Here is a 17,095-nt window from a genome sequence, read left to right on the forward strand (position 1 = left end):
CATGGACAAGACAATCAATACTAATAAAGCGTCCGAACCCGTTGAAATGATCGCTCGTGAGCCTCGTTTCTCGTGGAAAAAGACCAAAAAAACACTAGGTAAAATTTACGCATTTTTCTATGGCAACCCGCCAGGGATTATTGGTGGTTTGTTACTGACTATCATCCTCTGCGGTGCGCTGTTTGCGCCAGTATTGGCGACGCACAACCCAGAAAAACGCGTGGCTCGCCCGCACGTCGCGCCAAATGCAGAATACGTGCTTGGTACCACGCGCAGTGGCCGCGATGTTTACAGCCAAGTGCTGCATGGCGCGCGCAAATCACTCACCGTAGCCATCGCTGCGGGTGTCATTGCCATGAGCCTAGCGGTGATCATTGGTGTTTCATCCGGCTACTTTGGCGGCAAAATTGATGAGCGCCTTAACTTTCTGACCAACGTCTTTCTGGTGTTCCCACAACTGCCCTTGCTGATTGTGCTCGCCGCCTTTCTTGGTCAGGTGGGATCCTTGGTGATCACCGTTTTGCTCGGAATAACGTCGTGGCCTTGGGGCGCTCGGGTCATCCGCTCGCAAACCATGGCGATTCGCAATAAAGAGTTCATCATTTCGGCGGAAGTAATGGGCGAGTCAAAAATTCGCATCCTCTTAGTGGAGATCCTGCCAAACCTTGTTTCCATCGTATTCGGTGGCTTCTTGGGCACCGTGATTTACGCCATGGGCGCGGAAGCGGGCCTAGGTATTCTTGGCTTAGGTGACGCAACCGAGGTGAGCTGGGGCTCAATGCTTTACTGGGCGCAAACCTCCTCGTCTCTCTACACTGGCGCATGGTGGGAGATGCTGGTACCAGCGTCGGCACTGGCTATTACCGGCGGCGCATTGGCGCTGATCAACATGTCGATCGACCAAGTGAGTAATCCGAAACTGCGCACTGGCCCACACATCAAACTGTGGCATCAATTGAAAAAGCAAGCCGATAAACGTCGAGGCCTACTATGAGTCAGTTACTTGAAATCAATAACTTGTGCGTAGATTACGTCTCACCCAATGGCGTGGCGCGCGCAGTGAATAACGTTAGTCTTTCCATCGCACCTGGTGAAACGCTCGGACTGGCTGGCGAATCGGGCTGTGGTAAAAGCACCTTAGCGTTTGCCATCTCGCGTCTGCATAAAGCACCAGCGCTGATCTCGGAGGGGGAAATCCTCTACAAAGGACAAGACGTGCTGAAGATGAACGATCGCCAACTGCGCGATTTCCGTTGGAACGATGTTTCGGTGGTGTTCCAAAGCGCGATGAACTCGCTCAACCCGGTGATCACCATTGGCGAGCAACTGACGGATGTGATTTTGGCGCACCGTAAAGTGCCTTACACACAAGCCCATGAGCGAGCGGTAGAATTGCTGAAAATCGTTGGTATTCATGGCGATCGTATGAGCAGCTTTCCGCATCAGTTGAGCGGCGGGATGAGACAGCGTGTGGTGATTGCGGTGGCACTCGCCCTTGAGCCCAAACTGATCATCATGGATGAGCCAACCACGGCGCTGGATGTGGTGGTTGAGCGTGAAATCCTCAACGAGCTGTACGAACTCAAGAGCAAGTTTGGCTTCTCGATTCTGTTCATCAGTCACGATTTGAGTCTGATGGGTGAAATCGCTGACCGCATTGGCGTGATGTACGCCGGCAACCTGATTGAGCTGGGTGAAGCGCAGCAAGTGTTTGGCAATCCGCAGCACCCTTATACCAAAGGATTGATCTCGTCATTCCCGACCATTCACGGGCCAAAAGAGCGTCTTTACGGTATTCCGGGTAACCCGGTCAATCTGCTCAACATCCCAACAGGATGTAATTTCCAAGAGCGTTGCGGAGTGTGTGCATCTGTATGTAAGCAGCAAGATCCACATCTCAAACGTGTCGGCAACGGCAGCTTAGTCTCTTGTCATTCAGCGTAGTTGGGGGAAATATGCAACAAGTAAACACACCTGAGGTGATTCTTTCGGTTAAGAATCTGGTGAAAGATTTTCCTCTGGGTCAATCGGTGAAAAGTAATCTGATGCGCGCGGTGAACGACGTGTCGTTTGAACTGCGCAAAGGCGAAGCGTTGGCGATTGTTGGTGAGTCGGGCTCCGGTAAAAGTACCGGAGCACGTATTTTAACCCGCATCTACGATAAAACCGCAGGGGAAGTCAGCTTCAAAGGCCAACCGCTGGCTGATTACATCAAAGAAAATGGTGAGTTGGAATACGCACGCCAAGTGCAGATGATTTTCCAAGACCCCTTTGGCTCACTCAATCCGGTGCACACCATCTATCACCACATTGCGCGTCCGTTGCAGATCCACAAACGAGCCGATAACGCCGCTATTCCCAAACTGGTGTTTGAACTGCTTGAGCTGGTGGGTCTGTCGCCAGCCAAAGAGACGGCGGAAAAATACCCGCACGAGCTCAGCGGCGGTCAGCGTCAGCGCGTCGCGATTGCGCGTGCCATCGCTGTTGACCCGGAAGTGATTTTGGCCGATGAGCCGATCTCGATGCTGGATGTGTCGGTCCGTTTAGGCATTTTGAACTTGATGGCGGATCTGAAAGACAAACACGGCATCTCATTTATGTACATTACCCACGACATAGCAACCGCGCGTTACTTTGCAGAAAAAACCGCGGTGATGTACGTCGGCCATATGGTGGAGTGGGGTGACAGTGATAGTGTGACGCAAAACCCGCAGCATCCGTATTCGCAGTTGCTGCTTTCGGCAGTGCCGGAAGTCGGCAGAGCGGGGCGACGGGAACTGCAAGCGAAAAAAGGCGAGATTCCACTGTGGAAACCCAGCAGTGTTGGCTGCCCATTTGTGGCTCGTTGCTTGAAAGCCACCGAATTGTGTACGCGTTCGCTGCCAGAAGCCACCCAAATTGCAGAAAACCACTTTGCTCGTTGCCATCACCTGGCTGGGTGATGGTTAGCTTCTCTATTTAAAAAAGCGCAAAGAGAAAGCGCTTTCTTTTAGTCGGAATGAAATTATGAATCTTACACAGGTTAAAAATCAAACGGTCACAGGTTCTTTTGTTGATTTACTTGGCGAGCGTTACTACAAAATCGCCAACCTAGATAAAATGGCCCCATTTTTCATTAGTGTGGTTTCGTCCAGCGATCATTGGCTGTTTATCTCCTCAACAGGCAGTTTGTCGGCGGGGCGCATTCGTCCTGAAAATGCCCTTTTTCCCTACAAGTCGGTGGATCATATCCATGAAAGTGCGGAAAACACTGGCTCAAAAACTATTGTCCGTGTGCAGCAAGATGGCCGTTGGGTACTGTGGGAACCGTTCAACCGTTTCCACGATGGCTTGTACCAAGTCGAGCGCAATCTCTACAAAAACAGCATTGGTGACAAAATCGTTTTTGAAGAGCTTAACCACACGTTAAAGTTGAAATTCCAATACACTTGGGCCAGCAGCGAAGAATTTGGCTTTGTGCGCCGCGCGCAAATTAGCGATCTCGCTGGCCAAGAGCGTGAACTCGATATTCTCGACGGTTTACAAAACCTATTGCCATCGGGCGCGCCATTGGTAGCGTTGCAAACACGCAGTGCCTTGGTGGATGCCTACAAGTGGAATGAGCAAGTTGCAGGCACTTCACTGGCGCTCTACACCATGTATGCCAAGTTAAGTGACCGCGCAGAGCCTGCCGAATCACTGTTAGCGACCACGGTGTTTAGCATCGATAACGACTACGGGCAGATTTTGCTCAGCAGCGAACAGTTAGGTGCTTTCCGTTGTGGTGAACCGATTGCCAATGAGCCATTGACGCGTGGCGTGCGCGGCAGCTACTTGATCAACAAAACCATCAAGCTGCCAGCAGGGCAGAGCAAGCACTGGCTGATTGTCGCCGATATCGACAAAAATCATTGTGATGTGCGCGCTTTAGAGCAGCAGCTTGCGACGCCAGCCAATGTGGAACAGCAGATCGAGGCGAGCATCGCGCAAAATCAGCAAGAGCTGATTGCCCTGATGTCGGGCGGGGATGCTTGGCAAGTGACCGCAGAGGAAACCACGTTTGTGCACCACTACGCTAACGTGCTGTTCAACAGCATGCGCGGCGGCGTGATTGAAAACAACTACCAACTCGACAAACAAGATGTGCTGAAAACCATGCGCAAAACCAACCAACAGGTGGTGGCACGCCAGCGAACCTTCTTTGCCGACCTGCCTGAGAGCTTCACTCATGCAGAATTAGTTCGTCTGGCAAAGCTCACTGGCGATGCACAGTTGCTGCGTTTGAGCTACGAATACTTGCCATTAACCTTTGGCCGTCGCCATGGTGACCCAAGCCGCCCGTGGAACCACTACGAAATCAAACTCAAAGATGAAAAAGGTGAGCGTTTACTCTCTTACCAAGGCAACTGGCGCGATATTTTCCAAAACTGGGAAGCGCTGGCGCTGAGCTATCCGGGGTTCATCTCTTCATTCATGGCGAAGTTTGTTAACGCCTCGACCATGGATGGCTACAACCCCTATCGCATTACCAAAGAGGGCATCGACTGGGAACTGCTTGAAGCGGATGACCCTTGGAGCAACATCGGTTACTGGGGCGATCACCAGATCATCTATTTGCTGAAGTTCCTCGAGTTGGCGAAGAAATATCAACGTGAAGAGCTCAAGGAGTTGCTCACTGGCGATCTATTTAGCTACGCCAATGTGCCGTACGAACTGTGTGGCGTGGACAAGTTGTTCACCAATCCAAAAGACACGGTGGCGTTTAATCACGAACTGCAACAGCGTATCGAAGAAAAAGTCGCGCAACTGGGCAGTGATGGCCGTTTGATCCTCGAAGGCGAAGGCAGCGTTTACATGGTGAACTTGTGCGAAAAAGTGCTGGTGCCTTTGCTGTCGAAACTGAGTAATTTGGTGCTGGATGGGGGGATTTGGCTTAACACTCAGCGCCCGGAATGGAACGATGCCAACAACGCGATTGTCGGCAATGGCCTCTCGATGGTGACTTTGTACTACATGCGTCGTTATGTGGCCTTCTTGCAGGGATTGATGAGCGAACTGCCGTCATCGGTCTCGATGTCGAAAGAAGTGTTTGATTGGATGCTCGCCATCACCCGTATTTTGCAAGACGCGACCAAAGAGATCCGCCAAGGCACGGTGAACCGTCAAACACGCAAAGCGACTTTGACCCTGCTCGAAAAATCGGCTGACGACTATAGACAGCGCGTTTACCGCATGAACGGTTTCTCAGGCAAAACCAAAGTAGAGAAAAGCGCGCTAGAGAAACTGCTGGAAACCAGCCTTGTGGTGCTTGATGCCAGCATCGAGAACAACTTGCGTGAAGACGGTTTGTACAATGCCTATAACATCCTGACTTACTCGGGTGAAAGCTTAAATATCGAAAATCTCTACCCAATGCTGGAAGGGCAAGTGGCGGTATTGAGCGCGGGCGTGCTGACACCGAAACAAGCCGTTGAGTTGTTAGACAAACTGTTTAGCAGCGAAATGTACCGTGACGATCAGCAAAGCTTTATGCTCTATCCAGATCGCCAGTTGCCCGCGTTTGTTGAGCGCAATCGCATCGCGCCTGCACAAGTTGAAGCAACTCGTGTCATTAGCGAGATGCTAGCCAAGGGCGATCAGCGCATTGTGCAGCGTGATATCCAAGGCGATTGCCATTTCCACGCTGCGTTTGAAAATGTCGATGGGCTGCGCAAGGCGGTCGCACAGGTGAAAGCAGATTATCCTGAGCTTGGCAAAGAGCAGTGGGACGAGCTGGATGCGCTTTACGAGCAAGTGTTCAACCATCGCGCCTTTACTGGTCGCTCTGGCACTATGTTTGGTTACGAAGGCTTGGGCTGCATCTACTGGCACATGGTTTCAAAGCTGCTGCTGGCGGTACAAGAGAACTACCAACACGCTTGGGAGCAAGATGCAAACAGCGAAGAGACTAAGCAGTTGGCGCACTACTACTACCGCGTTCGTCAGGGTATTGGTTTTAACAAAACGCCACAAAATTACGGCGCGTTCCCAACCGACCCATACTCGCATACGCCAAAACACGCTGGCGCTCAGCAGCCTGGCATGACGGGCCAAGTGAAAGAGGAAGTGCTGACCCGCTTTGCCGAGCTCGGTATTGAGGTTAACGTGCAGCGCATTGGTCTTCAGCCAACGCTATTGAGAAAGCAAGAGTTCCTCATTCAAGCAACCCCCTTTAGCTGTTTGAGCGTCTCGGGTGAAAAACGCAGCTACGTGGTGGAAGCCGGTCAGTTAGCCTTCACTTACTGCCAAGTGCCGTTTATTTACCAGCTCAGCGAGCAGGATAAAGGGCATATTGAAGTGATGATGAGTGACGACAGCGTGCAGTTGTTTGAGCAACTTGAGCTCGATGAGCGCATCAGCCAAGCGATTTTTGCTCGCACGGGTGAAGTGGAAAAAGTGGTGGTGAGTTTGCCAGAGTCGATGCTGTATCGCGGTTAATTGCTAAGTCAATCAAGCTGAAAAAACGATGGCCTCATCATATGAGGCCATTTTGCTTTTCACAACGAGAGGCTAAGGCATAGGGATCTCGTTGTTTCTTCATCGAACCGCCGTCATTTATTGGCAGGCTTTCACCGAATCTCGCACCACCAGCTCTGGCGTCAGCTTGTGCTTTAATGGATAGTTTTGCTTGTTGACCAAGGCCAATACCCCTTTGGCAGCTTCGCAGCCCATTTCCATCACTGGGAAGTTCACCGTGGTTAAGCGTGGGCGAATGTGCTGGCTGTGGGTATCGTTATCAAAACCTACCACAGAGAGATCGTCGCCAATCGCAAATCCGCGTTCTGCGGCCACGTCATAAACTGCGAGAGCAATGTTGTCGTTTTGGCAGAAAATGGCGGTGATTTGTGGATCGCGATCGAGCAGACGGCGCGCCGCTTCGTGGTTGCCTTGATGGTCAAAACGCCCTTCGACAATCAAATTGGTATCGTAGGCAATACCAAACTCAGCCAGTGCATTGCGATAACCTTGTAAGCGATCGCGGCTATCACCTTTGCTTAGCTGACCAGTAATGCACGCCACTTTGCTGTGGCCATGTTCCAGCAGGTGCTTGGTCGCCAAATAGCCGCCGAGTTCGTTATCAATAAAAATGCAGTGATTGGCAATTTCAGGAATGTAGCGGTTCAAAACAATCGTGGCGTTTTGACGCTCAACCACGTCAATCAGTTCATCGTCAGAAAGAGTATCAGAATGGACAATCAAACCGTCCACCTGCTTTGAGCGCAGGAAGTTGATCGAATCTTGCTCTTTGGTGTGAGACTCCTGACCACTGGTGACGATCAAGTGAATGTTGTTTTGTCTTACGGTATTTTCCGCGTGGTGCATCAGTGGGCCATAAAATGGGCCGTCTAGCGAGCCGACCAACATGCCAATGCTGTTGGAACGGCTTGAAGCGAGCGCCTGTGCAAAGGCATTCGGTTTGTAACCGAGCTTTTCAATCGCTTCGAAGACTTTCTTACGATTGGCTTCTTTGACCGTTGGATGGTTATTGAGTGCTCTTGAAACCGTTGATTGAGAGACATTCGCCAGCTCGGATACTTCTTTAATGGTGATCAATGGAACTCCCCTTATGTTGCCTTTTGAGTTCAAGTCGACAGTGTAACCTCGTGTTCTCACAGCACCTAGCGCTCTTGACATCGAGATTAAAAAATTTGGAACTGAACAAGGTTCAGCGCATCTGCGTCAAATCCAATCACAATTAAAACGTGGTAGAAGCGATTATAATGTGATCTATGCATAAAGAAAGCGCTTGCTTATTGGTGGCGCTCACGTTTTTCTCCCTTATTTTTTTCTAGAATGGTTTTATCGACTGAGAGCATTGCGAGCTGCGTGTTTGTCAATGTTATTTCTGTTGCTTAGCGAGAGAGAACTTCGGACTATAGTCAATTTTCTCGCTCTTTTTTTAAACAAAAAGAAATCGCTTTCTTTTTGTTATCTATAACGCTAGGACTTATAACGTGAATCTCATGATGAGCTTCTATAGTGCTTCATTATTTGGTTACTTTGACCAACGAGTGAAGTCTGGTGTCTACGAATCTAATAAATTTTGATAGCAGTGTGGCGATGAATTACTGCCGATGGAGGAACGATGAAATTACACAATCGTAATCGAATTAACCAGCTTGCTTTGGCCGTTTCCCTTGGCCTTTTGGCGGGCTGCAGCCAAACCGGCGACAGCGCATCCGGAACCGATCTTGTCCAAACCAAAAAGCCAGTGATGCTACTGGATCAACCTACGCCACCGAGCGCACAGTGGCAACTGGTGTGGGCCGATGAGTTTGACGGCAGTGAAATCAACAAGCGCAATTGGAGCCTTGAACAAAACTGTTGGGGCGGTGGTAACAACGAGCAGCAGTGTTATACCAAGCGCAGTCGCAATGCTTTTGTTCAAGATGGTTACTTGCACATTGTGGCGCACAAAGAGAGTTTCACAGGCCCGGATGATGCTGAGGGTAAGCCGGGGATGAACAAAACGTTGCCGTTTACTTCGGCACGTTTGCGCTCTAAAGATAAGCGCGACCACAAATATGGCCGCTTTGAAATTCGCGCCAAACTGCCATCAGGGCAGGGAACGTGGCCAGCGATTTGGATGCTGCCGACCGACAGCAAATACGGCACTTGGGCGGCCTCTGGTGAAATCGACATCATGGAAGCGGTTAACCTGAAAGCGCAATCCGATGCGCCAGGAGCACAAGCGGGTGATGGTGAAAATCGCATTTACGGCAGCCTGCATTATGGCAAAGCATGGCCAGATAATGTCTACAGTGGGCAAAGCGCGTCACTGCCGAACAACATCAACCCTGCTGATGACTTCCATACCTACGCGATTGAGTGGGAAGAAGGGGAAATTCGTTGGTACGTCGACAACATTCACTACGCGACACAAACGCAAGATGAGTGGTACAGCCAATACAAAGTCGATGGTGCTCTGGTCAACGCCAAAGGCGCAGCACCGTTTGATGAACGTTTCCATTTGCTGCTCAACCTTGCCGTGGGCGGCTCTTGGTCGGCCAATGCTAACCAAAAAGGTATTGATAAATCGGACTTCCCGAAAACCATGCTGGTCGATTACGTCAAAGTGTACCGCTGCTCGGTGGATCGCTGGAAAGGCAAAGGCTGTGCAACCATTGGTGAGCAAGCGGTGAAGGTCAAAGGGCATCAAGCCCCTGCGATTTTGGCGCAAGATGATCGCTACGCTGAGGGGCCAAACCTAGATATTTTCTCCGAAAGCCTCAACAGTAACTTGGCGTATGGCAGTTACGACCCAATGGACATTATTTCACACCAAGAAGTGGCCGATGGCGAGCATGGTCAAGTGCTGAAGATCACCAAGCAAAATGGCGCAGGTAATCTCTATTTCCGCTCGCCGACCACCGACGTGAGCCATTGGTTAGAGAGTGGCGAGCTGATTTTTGATATCAAAGTCGAGTCGATGACTGAGGGCAGTGAGTTGATGGTGAAGATCGACAGTGGCTGGCCAAAGACCAGTGACATGACGGTGACGCTACCAGCGATGGGTGAATGGGGCGAAGTGCGTATTAAGCTGGCGGATTTACTCGCTCAGTCAAACCGCTTTGTTGCAGGTAATCAAGCGGATCCAACCATGATCAATAACTTATTGGTATTTGAACCTACGGCTGCGATGACATTCAGTTTAGATAACATTCGTTTCGAAAAACGCTGATCAATGCGCACTCTATCAAGCTCGTGGTGAAAATCACGGGCCTTTTCGTTTTTTAAGGCTCTTTTTATTTTTTAAGGTACAAAACGGCTTGAAAGTGTTTCTTTCTTTCTTTCTTTCTTTCTTTCTTTCTTTCTTTCTTTCTTTCTTTCTTTCTTTCTTTCTTTCTTTCTTTCTTTCTTTCTTTCATTGATAAGCTAAATATCAATTTGTGACGAATAACCAAGAAAGCGCTTTCTTTGATGAGGCTGATCACGGTTTTATCTTAGAAGATCCTTTTATACTTCTCTTGCACTGAACAAGGCGGTTGAGGCTATTAATTTATAAGCTTCATTGCATAGTTGAACGTGAATACTTAGTTTGCGTTCGTCACCAATGTTCAGTTTTTTTATAAAGAATAAAGAAAGCGCTTTCTTTTAAGGGCTAATGATGGAACATGGAGTTAATATGAAACTTTCTAAGCTTACCCTCGCTTGTCTCGTTGCGACTGCGGGCCTATCCGCTGCACCCGTTGTTCATGCTGAAAAATCAGATGGTTTTGAGTTCCACGGTTACTTCCGTGCGGGCGCACTGTACAGCAAGAATGACGATTTTAAACGTTCAAAATTCCCAGCGTCTAAAGAGCGCCTAGGCCGCTTGGGCATTGAATCGGACAACCATTTTGAGCTTGCGCTACAGAAAAACTTTGAAAACGATGACGGCCAAAAAATTCGCATCAAAACGCGTGTTGGTGCCGATAACGCACAGTCAGCTGGCAACAACCAGCTTGGCACCAACGCAGATGCGGCGAATAGCAGCATCGGTATGGTGGAAACCTTCGTTGAGTTTGATGGTGTTACTGAAACTGGCACACTTTGGGGCGGTACGCGCTTCTACGGCAAAGACAACTACATCTTCATGACCGACTTCTTCTACACCGACATGTCGGGTACCGGTGTGGGTATCGAAGGTGTTCAACTGGGTGATTACAAGTGGGATTTTGCGTATATCGCCAGTGATAACGCAGAAGATTCATTCTGGGCAACCAACTCGAACAACCCCATGCACTCTGTGCACGTCGGCGTTGATTTAAATGGTGTGGAACTGCACGCCATGGGCAAATACCTACCAGACAACTTGGTCGATGGTACAGAATACGCCAGCAACGGTGTTGAGATGACCGTGATTGTCCACTCAGACAAAGTATTCGGTTTATCAGACAAAGGCTTTACTAAGTACATCGCTCAGGCAGGTAAAGGCCTCGGTTCTGGTCAGCTACTGGGCGGCACACTGACCACTTACAATGCGTACAAGCCAGGCAATGGCTCGTTGGAAGGCCCTTCAAAAATGAAGAAAGTGGAAAGCGGTGATGTCTCTGCTCGTGCATTGGTATGGGGTGGCTACTTCTTTGAAAACGGCGTCAGCATCTTCCACTCTATCCAAGGTCAATACAACGATCTCGACAACGGCGGCAAAGACAGCTGGGCGTCGGCGATGATTCGTCCATCGTTCCCAGTGGCGCAAAACTTCTTCATCGCGACAGAAGCAGGCTTCCAGTACAACAAATGGGAAGATGCAAACGGCGTGGGTGACGATGCCACTAACTACAAACTGACGGTTGCACCAACTATTATCGTCCCAACCGGTTTTGGTCCTGCACCTGAAATCCGTTTCCTTGCAACATACCTAGACGGATCAATGCGTGATAAAGCGGACATCCTTGTGGGTATCCAAGCAGACATGTGGTGGTAAGCCACCTGTAGGGTAATGGGAGAGATTACCCAGTAGGGAGTGGCACTTTAAGGGACCGCCACTCCCAGTTTGGCAACAGGCAAGTCGGGCTACACGGGGGAACTTGTTTTTGTTGTATGAATGCATGCCACTGCCATTCATTACGCCGCTGACAACAGCGGCTTTTTTCATTTCGGCTGCCGATCGTATTGGCGAGGGCTTAGGCCAAACTTCTGCTTAAAGCACTTGGAAAAATAGTTGCTATCACTGAATCCACACTGATCCGCCACCTGTTGAATCGACATGCCAGGTTCGTTATTCAAGAGATCGCGCCCGTAATTGAGCTGCATTTCACGCAAATATAAGTTGGGGGAGGTGTTGAGAAACTGCTTAAACAGCCGCTCCAATTGGCGCTGGCTGACAAACGCCGCTTGAGCGACATCGCCACTGTGGATGTCGCCGTCGGCAAAATGCTGCTCAATAAAAATCAGTGCGCGGCTGAGCGCCAGCGTGGTGTTGGGCAGTTCGTGCGTTTGCTGCTGATACATACGCGCAAGGGTGATGACCAATTGCTGCATCAAACTGGTGAGCATGGTTTCAAAGCCGCTTTCCCCTTGTTGATATTCGTGGCTAATCGCCTCAATCAACTGCGTGATCAATGGCTGTTGTTCATCATTGAGCGTGAGCTTAGCGCGGTATTCGCCAGTTTGGCGGGCAATCGGCTCAACCTTAAACATCGCCTGATAACCAGAGAGTTTTCTCAATGAGGGCGTTTCGAAAAACGGCGTACCCGCTTCAAACATCAAATTGATGATTTCCAGCCGATCAACATCCTGAAAGGCGTGCTCAATATCGCCGTTGATCACAAACACATCCCCAGCAGTGAGCGGATAGACATGAGAAGCAACAAGGTGGTTACCTTTGCCACTCACCACCAAAAACAGCTCAGAAAAATCGTGTTTATGCAGGCCAAAATCGCTGTGATGGTGGCCATCAACGTAAGCAAATTTGAAGTGGGGATAGCGAAGATGATGTTGCAACTGATAGGTGATGCTCATGTCGCTATTTTCCTTTTATTGGTCGGAATATTGGTAGAATTGCGCACTTGGCAAGCTTACACTGAAGCTCAATCAATGAGAATGCCGCAGGCAAAAATAAGGCCAAGATAGGGCAAAAGAGGGCGATAAAGCGATGAGAAATCCAGCGATAGAAAAAGCGCAGCAAGCACTGGTGTCAGTGAGCCGACAAGCCGCGGCAGAAGGCATCGTCCTGCTGAAAAATGATGACCAAGCCCTACCGATTCAGCCATCGCAGGTGCTCTCCTTGTTTGGCCGTTGCCAGATAAATACCTATCGCAGCGGCACAGGTTCTGGCGGCGCGGTGAACGTGCCTTATGCAGTGAATGCATTGCAAGGTTTGCAAGCCAATCCGACTATTCAACTTAATACTTCGTTAGTCGCTCTGTATCAAGATTGGCTAGCCCACCATCCGTTTGATGATGGCGGCGGTGGCTGGGCGGCAGAGCCGTGGTTTCAACATGAAATGCCACTGACCGATGAGGTGGTGGCGCAGGCCGCAGCGCAGTCAGACAAAGCGCTGGTGTTTATTGGCCGCACCGCCGGTGAAGATAAAGATTACGCCGATGAAGCAGGCAGCTACCGCTTAACGGAATTGGAAACGGACATGCTAACCAAAGTGTGCCGCCATTTCTCCTGTGTGATCGTGGTGATGAACGTCACCAACATTATCGATATGTCGTGGTTAACTCGCCTTGAAAACCATCACGCGATCAAAGCGGTACTCTATAGTTGGGCGGCGGGGATGGAAGGTGGTCATGCGCTGGCCGATGTGTTGTCTGGGGCTGTCTCACCCAGTGGCCGTTTGACCGATACCATCGCCCATCGTTTGCAAGATTACCCCTCTTCCGCCCATTTTGGCCGCAAAGATTTCAATCTCTATGCAGAAGATATTTACGTTGGCTATCGCTACTTTGAAACCTTTGCCCCAGAAGCGGTGCAGTTTGAATTTGGTGCGGGCTTATCCTATAGCCAATTTGAGCGCCGTTTGCTGCAGTGCTCGAGTGACGTGGTTGATGCTGGCGGCGATCTCACCAACGCCAAGTCGCTCTATTTTGAGATTGAAGTGCGCAACATCGGCCAGCAATTTAGCAGCAAAGAAGTGGTGCAGCTGTATGTTGAAGCGCCACAAGGCCAACTTGGCAAACCCGCCAGAGCGCTGTGTGGGTTTGCAAAAACCAGCGAGCTAGCGCCAAACGGCAGCGAAGTGGTACGCATCTGTGTGCCGGTGGCTTTGCTGGCGTCGTTTGATGATAGCGGCGCGAGTGGCTACCCAAACAGTTATGTGCTTGAAGCAGGGCAGTATCATTTCTACCTTGGCGGCAGCGTGCGCCAAGCGCAGAAAATCGACACGACATGGTGGGTTGAGCACACCGCCTCGCTGGAAACACTCAGTGAAGCCTGCGCGCCAACCCGTCAGTTTGAACGCCTAGTGCCGGCCGAGCGCCAAGCCAATGGCGTCTATCAACCCCGCTATCAGCCTGTGCCATTGCGTACGGTGGATCTGGCGCAGCGAATCGAAGCGAATTTGCCGCCAACCTATGCGTTCACGGGCGATCAAGGCATTAAGCTGGCCGATGTCGCCCAAGGCCGCGCCAGCCTAGAAGCGTTTGTTGCCCAACTCACAGCTGAACAACTGGCCATTCTGGTGCGTGGTGAAGGCATGTGCAGCCCGAAAGTGACGCCGGGTACCGCCGCGGCGTTTGGTGGGGTATGCACTTCACTGTTTGAGTTTGGTATTCCGGTGGCCGCGGCGGCCGATGGCCCATCGGGCATTCGCATGGACAGTGGCCATCAAGCGACCCAAGTGCCAATTGGCACACTGCTCGCCTGCACGTGGAACACCGAGCTCAATCAACAGCTGTATTATTTGCTGGGCCAAGAGTTGCAAGCCTACCAAATCGACACCTTGCTCGGTCCGGGCATCAACATTCATCGCCATCCACTCAATGGCCGTAATTTCGAATATTTCTCGGAAGATCCACTGTTAACCGGTTGGATTGCGGCTGCGCAAACCACAGGCTTAAAACAAGCGGGTGTTTCCGGCACCATCAAACACTTTTCGGCCAACGACCAAGAAACCGCGCGAGTGGATGTAGATAGCGTGATGTCGCAGCGTGCGCTGCGTGAAATCCACATCAAGCCGTTTGAAATGGCGGTGAAGTATGGTCAGGCTTCCACCATCATGACTTCCTACAATCCGGTCAACGGCCATTGGGCGGCGTCTAACTACGATCTCAACACCACCATTTTGCGTGGTGAATGGGGTTACACCGGCATCGTGATGACCGACTGGTGGGCGAAAATGAATCATCCCGTGGACGGGGGTGAAGAGAGTAAGCGCTTTACTGGCTATATGCTGCGAGCGCAAAACGATCTCTACATGGTGGTGGAAAACGACGCCGCTGAGCGCAACCCGATGGAAGACGACACCTTGCGCGCGTTAGCACAAGGCGATCTGACGCTCGGCGAGTTGCAGCGCAGCGCGATGAACATCTGCCGCTTTATTTTGCAAGCGCCAGTGATGCAAAGGCCGCTGCAGGCGTATCAAGCGGTGAAGCCTTTTGTACAGCTAGCGGTTCAGGCGCGTCAAGCTGTTCCTGAATCGGCACCAATCTGCTTTGCGGATCAAACCATCGAGCTCAACAGCCAAACATCCAGCCAATGTTTGTTGCAGGTAGAACAAAGTGGCACCTACGTCTGCTTTGCTCAAATGGCTTACGATCGAGAAGCATTGGCGCAATCTTCTTGCAGTTTGAGTATCAATGGTGAGTTTGCCATGTCACTGCCGATCAATGGCACCAACGGGCAGAGTGTCAAAGTGGAAGGTCGAGCCATCTCTCTGTCATCGGGTGTTTACTGGCTAGAGAGCCAATTTGTGAAAAAAGGCGCAGTGTTGCAAACCTTACTCTTTGAGAGACAAGAAGAATAAGGCTGGTCAATTTGCGCTAAATTTAGCCATGATTTTTCTCTGTATTTGTGTGACTTGTTGCTTCAATCGATGGAACAAAGATCCTGCATCCATCGCTTTAATACGACGAAATTTAGCATTATTAAAAAGCCGCCTGAATTGGCGGCTAGGGTTGGATTCTCTATTTTAACTTGATGGCTGATCGCTATTACTACGCTGGAAAGCCATTGAGAGGCAGCTGTGTTTAATAGTTATAGTTCACCCAAAAACACTTGGCTTGCTTTAGTAAATTCACTATCGGTAAAGGTTAATTATACTGCCGAATTAGGTGTCTAACCTACACAGAAGCGATATTGTGACTCTTAAGCACGTTTTTTTAGCGTAAGAAATATTCTATTTTGTGGCCAGTAATAGCGGAGAGACTTTTGAATAAATAAAGAAGAGCTCCCATCATGATCAAGGTGACAGGAATGGAAATGACTGGGAAACTCAATGCCGTCATTTTGCCTATTTCTTCATTGAATGCTTCGGTTCCTGCTGGGCTAGTTACTATCCACTTTGCTAGCACATAGTTCAGTACCGCCGAGATAAAAAATGAAAAGGCGATCAGATAAGAGCCAAATTTCAACCTACGCTCAAATTCCGTCTGTTTTTGCTCACTGTCCAAAGCACCCTTTAGCTTGCTATGATCGATAATATCCTCATTAAGCAGCATTTTGCGCACCAACGGGTAGCCAATAAGGTTGCTCACTATGATGATCACGAAAATCAACCCAGGGATAGCCGCCTCTTTAATAGCAATGTAGGCAGGATCCAATTGCATCAAGCCAATGCCGCCTGTCAGTAATACGCTAATCATCCCAAGGGCGGAGTAGAAATTGATTTTACGCTCTTGGATAAAACTGACTAGGCCAAATAATAGTGGAAACGCCAATGCCGCTACTAGCGCCCAAGTTGGGCCAAGGTTATCTTCGCCACTCATTTTACTCAAAATAATCACTGGGATAATAATATTGACCAATACATTACTGAGTAAGTTTTTATTGGATTTCATGTAAAAGAGTCCTTTATTAATTCAGTGTTTAGTATACAAATGACTGGGTTTGACTCAAGTTTCTTACTCATGAGAGGCCGAGTTTATTGTAAGCAGTTGTTGAGTTGTATTTTCAATTCATTGAATCTAAATCCGTTTCCTTTCCCCTGCGCTTCTTCTCTCAATAAATTGCTAGGTGCATCGCCATTCAGCTTGGTGAATCCCCAATTTGTTATATCCATTATGAATGATGCATCAAACTCGCTTATCTCAACTGCAGTTGCGCCGTTTTGCGCCATCAAAGAGTCAGGTCTTGGCCGCGAGGGAACAAAGCAGGGGCTAGACGAATATTTTGCAGTGAAATAGACCCTAATGGGAGGCTTAAACTAACCTTCCTCTCACTATTTTTGTTGAGTCAGTAACACCCATCTTAAGGGGCCATTGGTTTCAAAATCATTAGCCTCTTGGCAGATCATATACAGCTCACCGACTTGAATCACTGCACCGATAGAATAAGCTTGGTCCTTATAATAGCAAACACGTTGCAAAGCTTTACCTTCTGTAGCTACCACAACCGGTAGCGAAGCGGTATTGATTACTTTCGTGTAGCCAAAGCTAGGAGCAATCAATAATAACCAAACACAGTACTTCAGCATGGTGTATCTCCT

At 49.6% G+C, this 17,095-nt stretch carries 12 protein-coding genes; 7 read left to right on the forward strand and 5 right to left on the reverse strand.

Features of this window, described 5'->3' with window-relative positions:
- The first annotated feature begins 1 nt into the window (after position 1).
- The 4 genes from CCZ37_RS05085 (at position 2) to CCZ37_RS05100 (ending at position 6,456) form a co-directional block, all read left to right on the forward strand.
- Positions 2–994, forward strand: a complete 993-nt coding sequence (locus tag CCZ37_RS05085; RefSeq protein ID WP_010319053.1) for an ABC transporter permease — start codon at positions 2–4, stop codon at positions 992–994.
- Complete coding sequence (locus tag CCZ37_RS05090) at positions 991–1,944, forward strand: ABC transporter ATP-binding protein (RefSeq protein ID WP_094499923.1); 954 nt, start codon at positions 991–993, stop codon at positions 1,942–1,944. Before CCZ37_RS05085 ends, CCZ37_RS05090 begins: the two co-directional genes overlap by 4 nt.
- Positions 1,945–1,955: 11 nt before the next feature.
- On the forward strand, positions 1,956–2,942 hold the full coding sequence (locus CCZ37_RS05095; protein ID WP_094499924.1) for an ABC transporter ATP-binding protein: 987 nt from the start codon (positions 1,956–1,958) through the stop codon (positions 2,940–2,942).
- Positions 2,943–3,006: 64 nt separating this feature from the next.
- Positions 3,007–6,456 carry a hypothetical protein gene (locus CCZ37_RS05100; RefSeq protein WP_094499925.1) on the forward strand — a complete coding sequence of 1,150 codons (3,450 nt, stop codon included), beginning with the start codon at positions 3,007–3,009 and terminating at the stop codon, positions 6,454–6,456.
- Positions 6,457–6,573: 117 nt separating this feature from the next.
- Here the strand turns inward: CCZ37_RS05100 and CCZ37_RS05105 are convergent, their stop codons facing one another.
- Positions 6,574–7,572: a LacI family DNA-binding transcriptional regulator gene (locus tag CCZ37_RS05105; protein WP_010319049.1), complete on the reverse strand. Its 999-nt coding sequence runs from the start codon at positions 7,570–7,572 to the stop codon at positions 6,574–6,576.
- 532 nt (positions 7,573–8,104) lie between these two features.
- On the opposite strand from CCZ37_RS05105, the gene CCZ37_RS05110 reads away from it, so the two are divergent.
- Positions 8,105–9,700 carry a glycoside hydrolase family 16 protein gene (locus tag CCZ37_RS05110; RefSeq protein WP_094499926.1) on the forward strand — a complete coding sequence of 532 codons (1,596 nt, stop codon included), beginning with the start codon at positions 8,105–8,107 and terminating at the stop codon, positions 9,698–9,700.
- 64 nt (positions 9,701–9,764) lie between these two features.
- Here CCZ37_RS05110 and CCZ37_RS18840 read toward each other — a convergent pair whose 3' ends face one another.
- The gene (locus tag CCZ37_RS18840; RefSeq protein ID WP_157729200.1) at positions 9,765–9,953 is read right to left on the reverse strand and encodes a hypothetical protein; all 189 of its coding nucleotides are present in this window, start codon (positions 9,951–9,953) and stop codon (positions 9,765–9,767) included.
- A 191-nt stretch (positions 9,954–10,144) separates the two neighbouring features.
- On the opposite strand from CCZ37_RS18840, the gene CCZ37_RS05115 reads away from it, so the two are divergent.
- A complete protein-coding gene (locus CCZ37_RS05115; RefSeq protein WP_094499927.1) occupies positions 10,145–11,428 on the forward strand; it encodes a carbohydrate porin in 1,284 nt (427 codons plus the stop codon).
- Positions 11,429–11,595: 167 nt separating this feature from the next.
- Here CCZ37_RS05115 and CCZ37_RS05120 read toward each other — a convergent pair whose 3' ends face one another.
- Entirely contained in the window at positions 11,596–12,465 is an 870-nt protein-coding gene (locus CCZ37_RS05120) for a helix-turn-helix domain-containing protein (protein ID WP_094499928.1), read from the reverse strand.
- Positions 12,466–12,598: 133 nt separating this feature from the next.
- Between CCZ37_RS05120 and CCZ37_RS05130 the strand changes: the two genes are divergently transcribed.
- On the forward strand, positions 12,599–15,415 hold the full coding sequence (locus CCZ37_RS05130; RefSeq protein WP_094499929.1) for a glycoside hydrolase family 3 protein: 2,817 nt from the start codon (positions 12,599–12,601) through the stop codon (positions 15,413–15,415).
- Positions 15,416–15,770: 355 nt separating this feature from the next.
- On the opposite strand, the gene CCZ37_RS05135 is transcribed toward CCZ37_RS05130, so the two are convergent.
- Together CCZ37_RS05135 and CCZ37_RS05145 are read right to left on the reverse strand one after the other, a co-directional pair.
- Complete coding sequence (locus tag CCZ37_RS05135; RefSeq protein WP_010319043.1) at positions 15,771–16,448, reverse strand: VC0807 family protein; 678 nt, start codon at positions 16,446–16,448, stop codon at positions 15,771–15,773.
- 380 nt (positions 16,449–16,828) lie between these two features.
- Positions 16,829–17,083: a DUF1496 domain-containing protein gene (locus tag CCZ37_RS05145; protein WP_010319042.1), complete on the reverse strand. Its 255-nt coding sequence runs from the start codon at positions 17,081–17,083 to the stop codon at positions 16,829–16,831.
- Positions 17,084–17,095: the final 12 nt, after the last annotated feature.

Source organism: Vibrio qinghaiensis, assembly GCF_002257545.1.
Lineage (GTDB): Bacteria > Pseudomonadota > Gammaproteobacteria > Enterobacterales > Vibrionaceae > Vibrio > Vibrio ordalii.

Coding starts and splice junctions, on each gene's coding strand:
- CCZ37_RS05085 (WP_010319053.1), top strand. CDS start 2: ATGGACAAGACAATCAATACTAATAAAGCGTCCGAACCCGTTGAAATG.
- CCZ37_RS05090 (WP_094499923.1), top strand. CDS start 991: ATGAGTCAGTTACTTGAAATCAATAACTTGTGCGTAGATTACGTCTCA.
- CCZ37_RS05095 (WP_094499924.1), top strand. CDS start 1,956: ATGCAACAAGTAAACACACCTGAGGTGATTCTTTCGGTTAAGAATCTG.
- CCZ37_RS05100 (WP_094499925.1), top strand. CDS start 3,007: ATGAATCTTACACAGGTTAAAAATCAAACGGTCACAGGTTCTTTTGTT.
- CCZ37_RS05110 (WP_094499926.1), top strand. CDS start 8,105: ATGAAATTACACAATCGTAATCGAATTAACCAGCTTGCTTTGGCCGTT.
- CCZ37_RS05115 (WP_094499927.1), top strand. CDS start 10,145: ATGAAACTTTCTAAGCTTACCCTCGCTTGTCTCGTTGCGACTGCGGGC.
- CCZ37_RS05120 (WP_094499928.1), bottom strand. CDS start 12,465: ATGAGCATCACCTATCAGTTGCAACATCATCTTCGCTATCCCCACTTC.
- CCZ37_RS05130 (WP_094499929.1), top strand. CDS start 12,599: ATGAGAAATCCAGCGATAGAAAAAGCGCAGCAAGCACTGGTGTCAGTG.
- CCZ37_RS05135 (WP_010319043.1), bottom strand. CDS start 16,448: ATGAAATCCAATAAAAACTTACTCAGTAATGTATTGGTCAATATTATT.
- CCZ37_RS05145 (WP_010319042.1), bottom strand. CDS start 17,083: ATGCTGAAGTACTGTGTTTGGTTATTATTGATTGCTCCTAGCTTTGGC.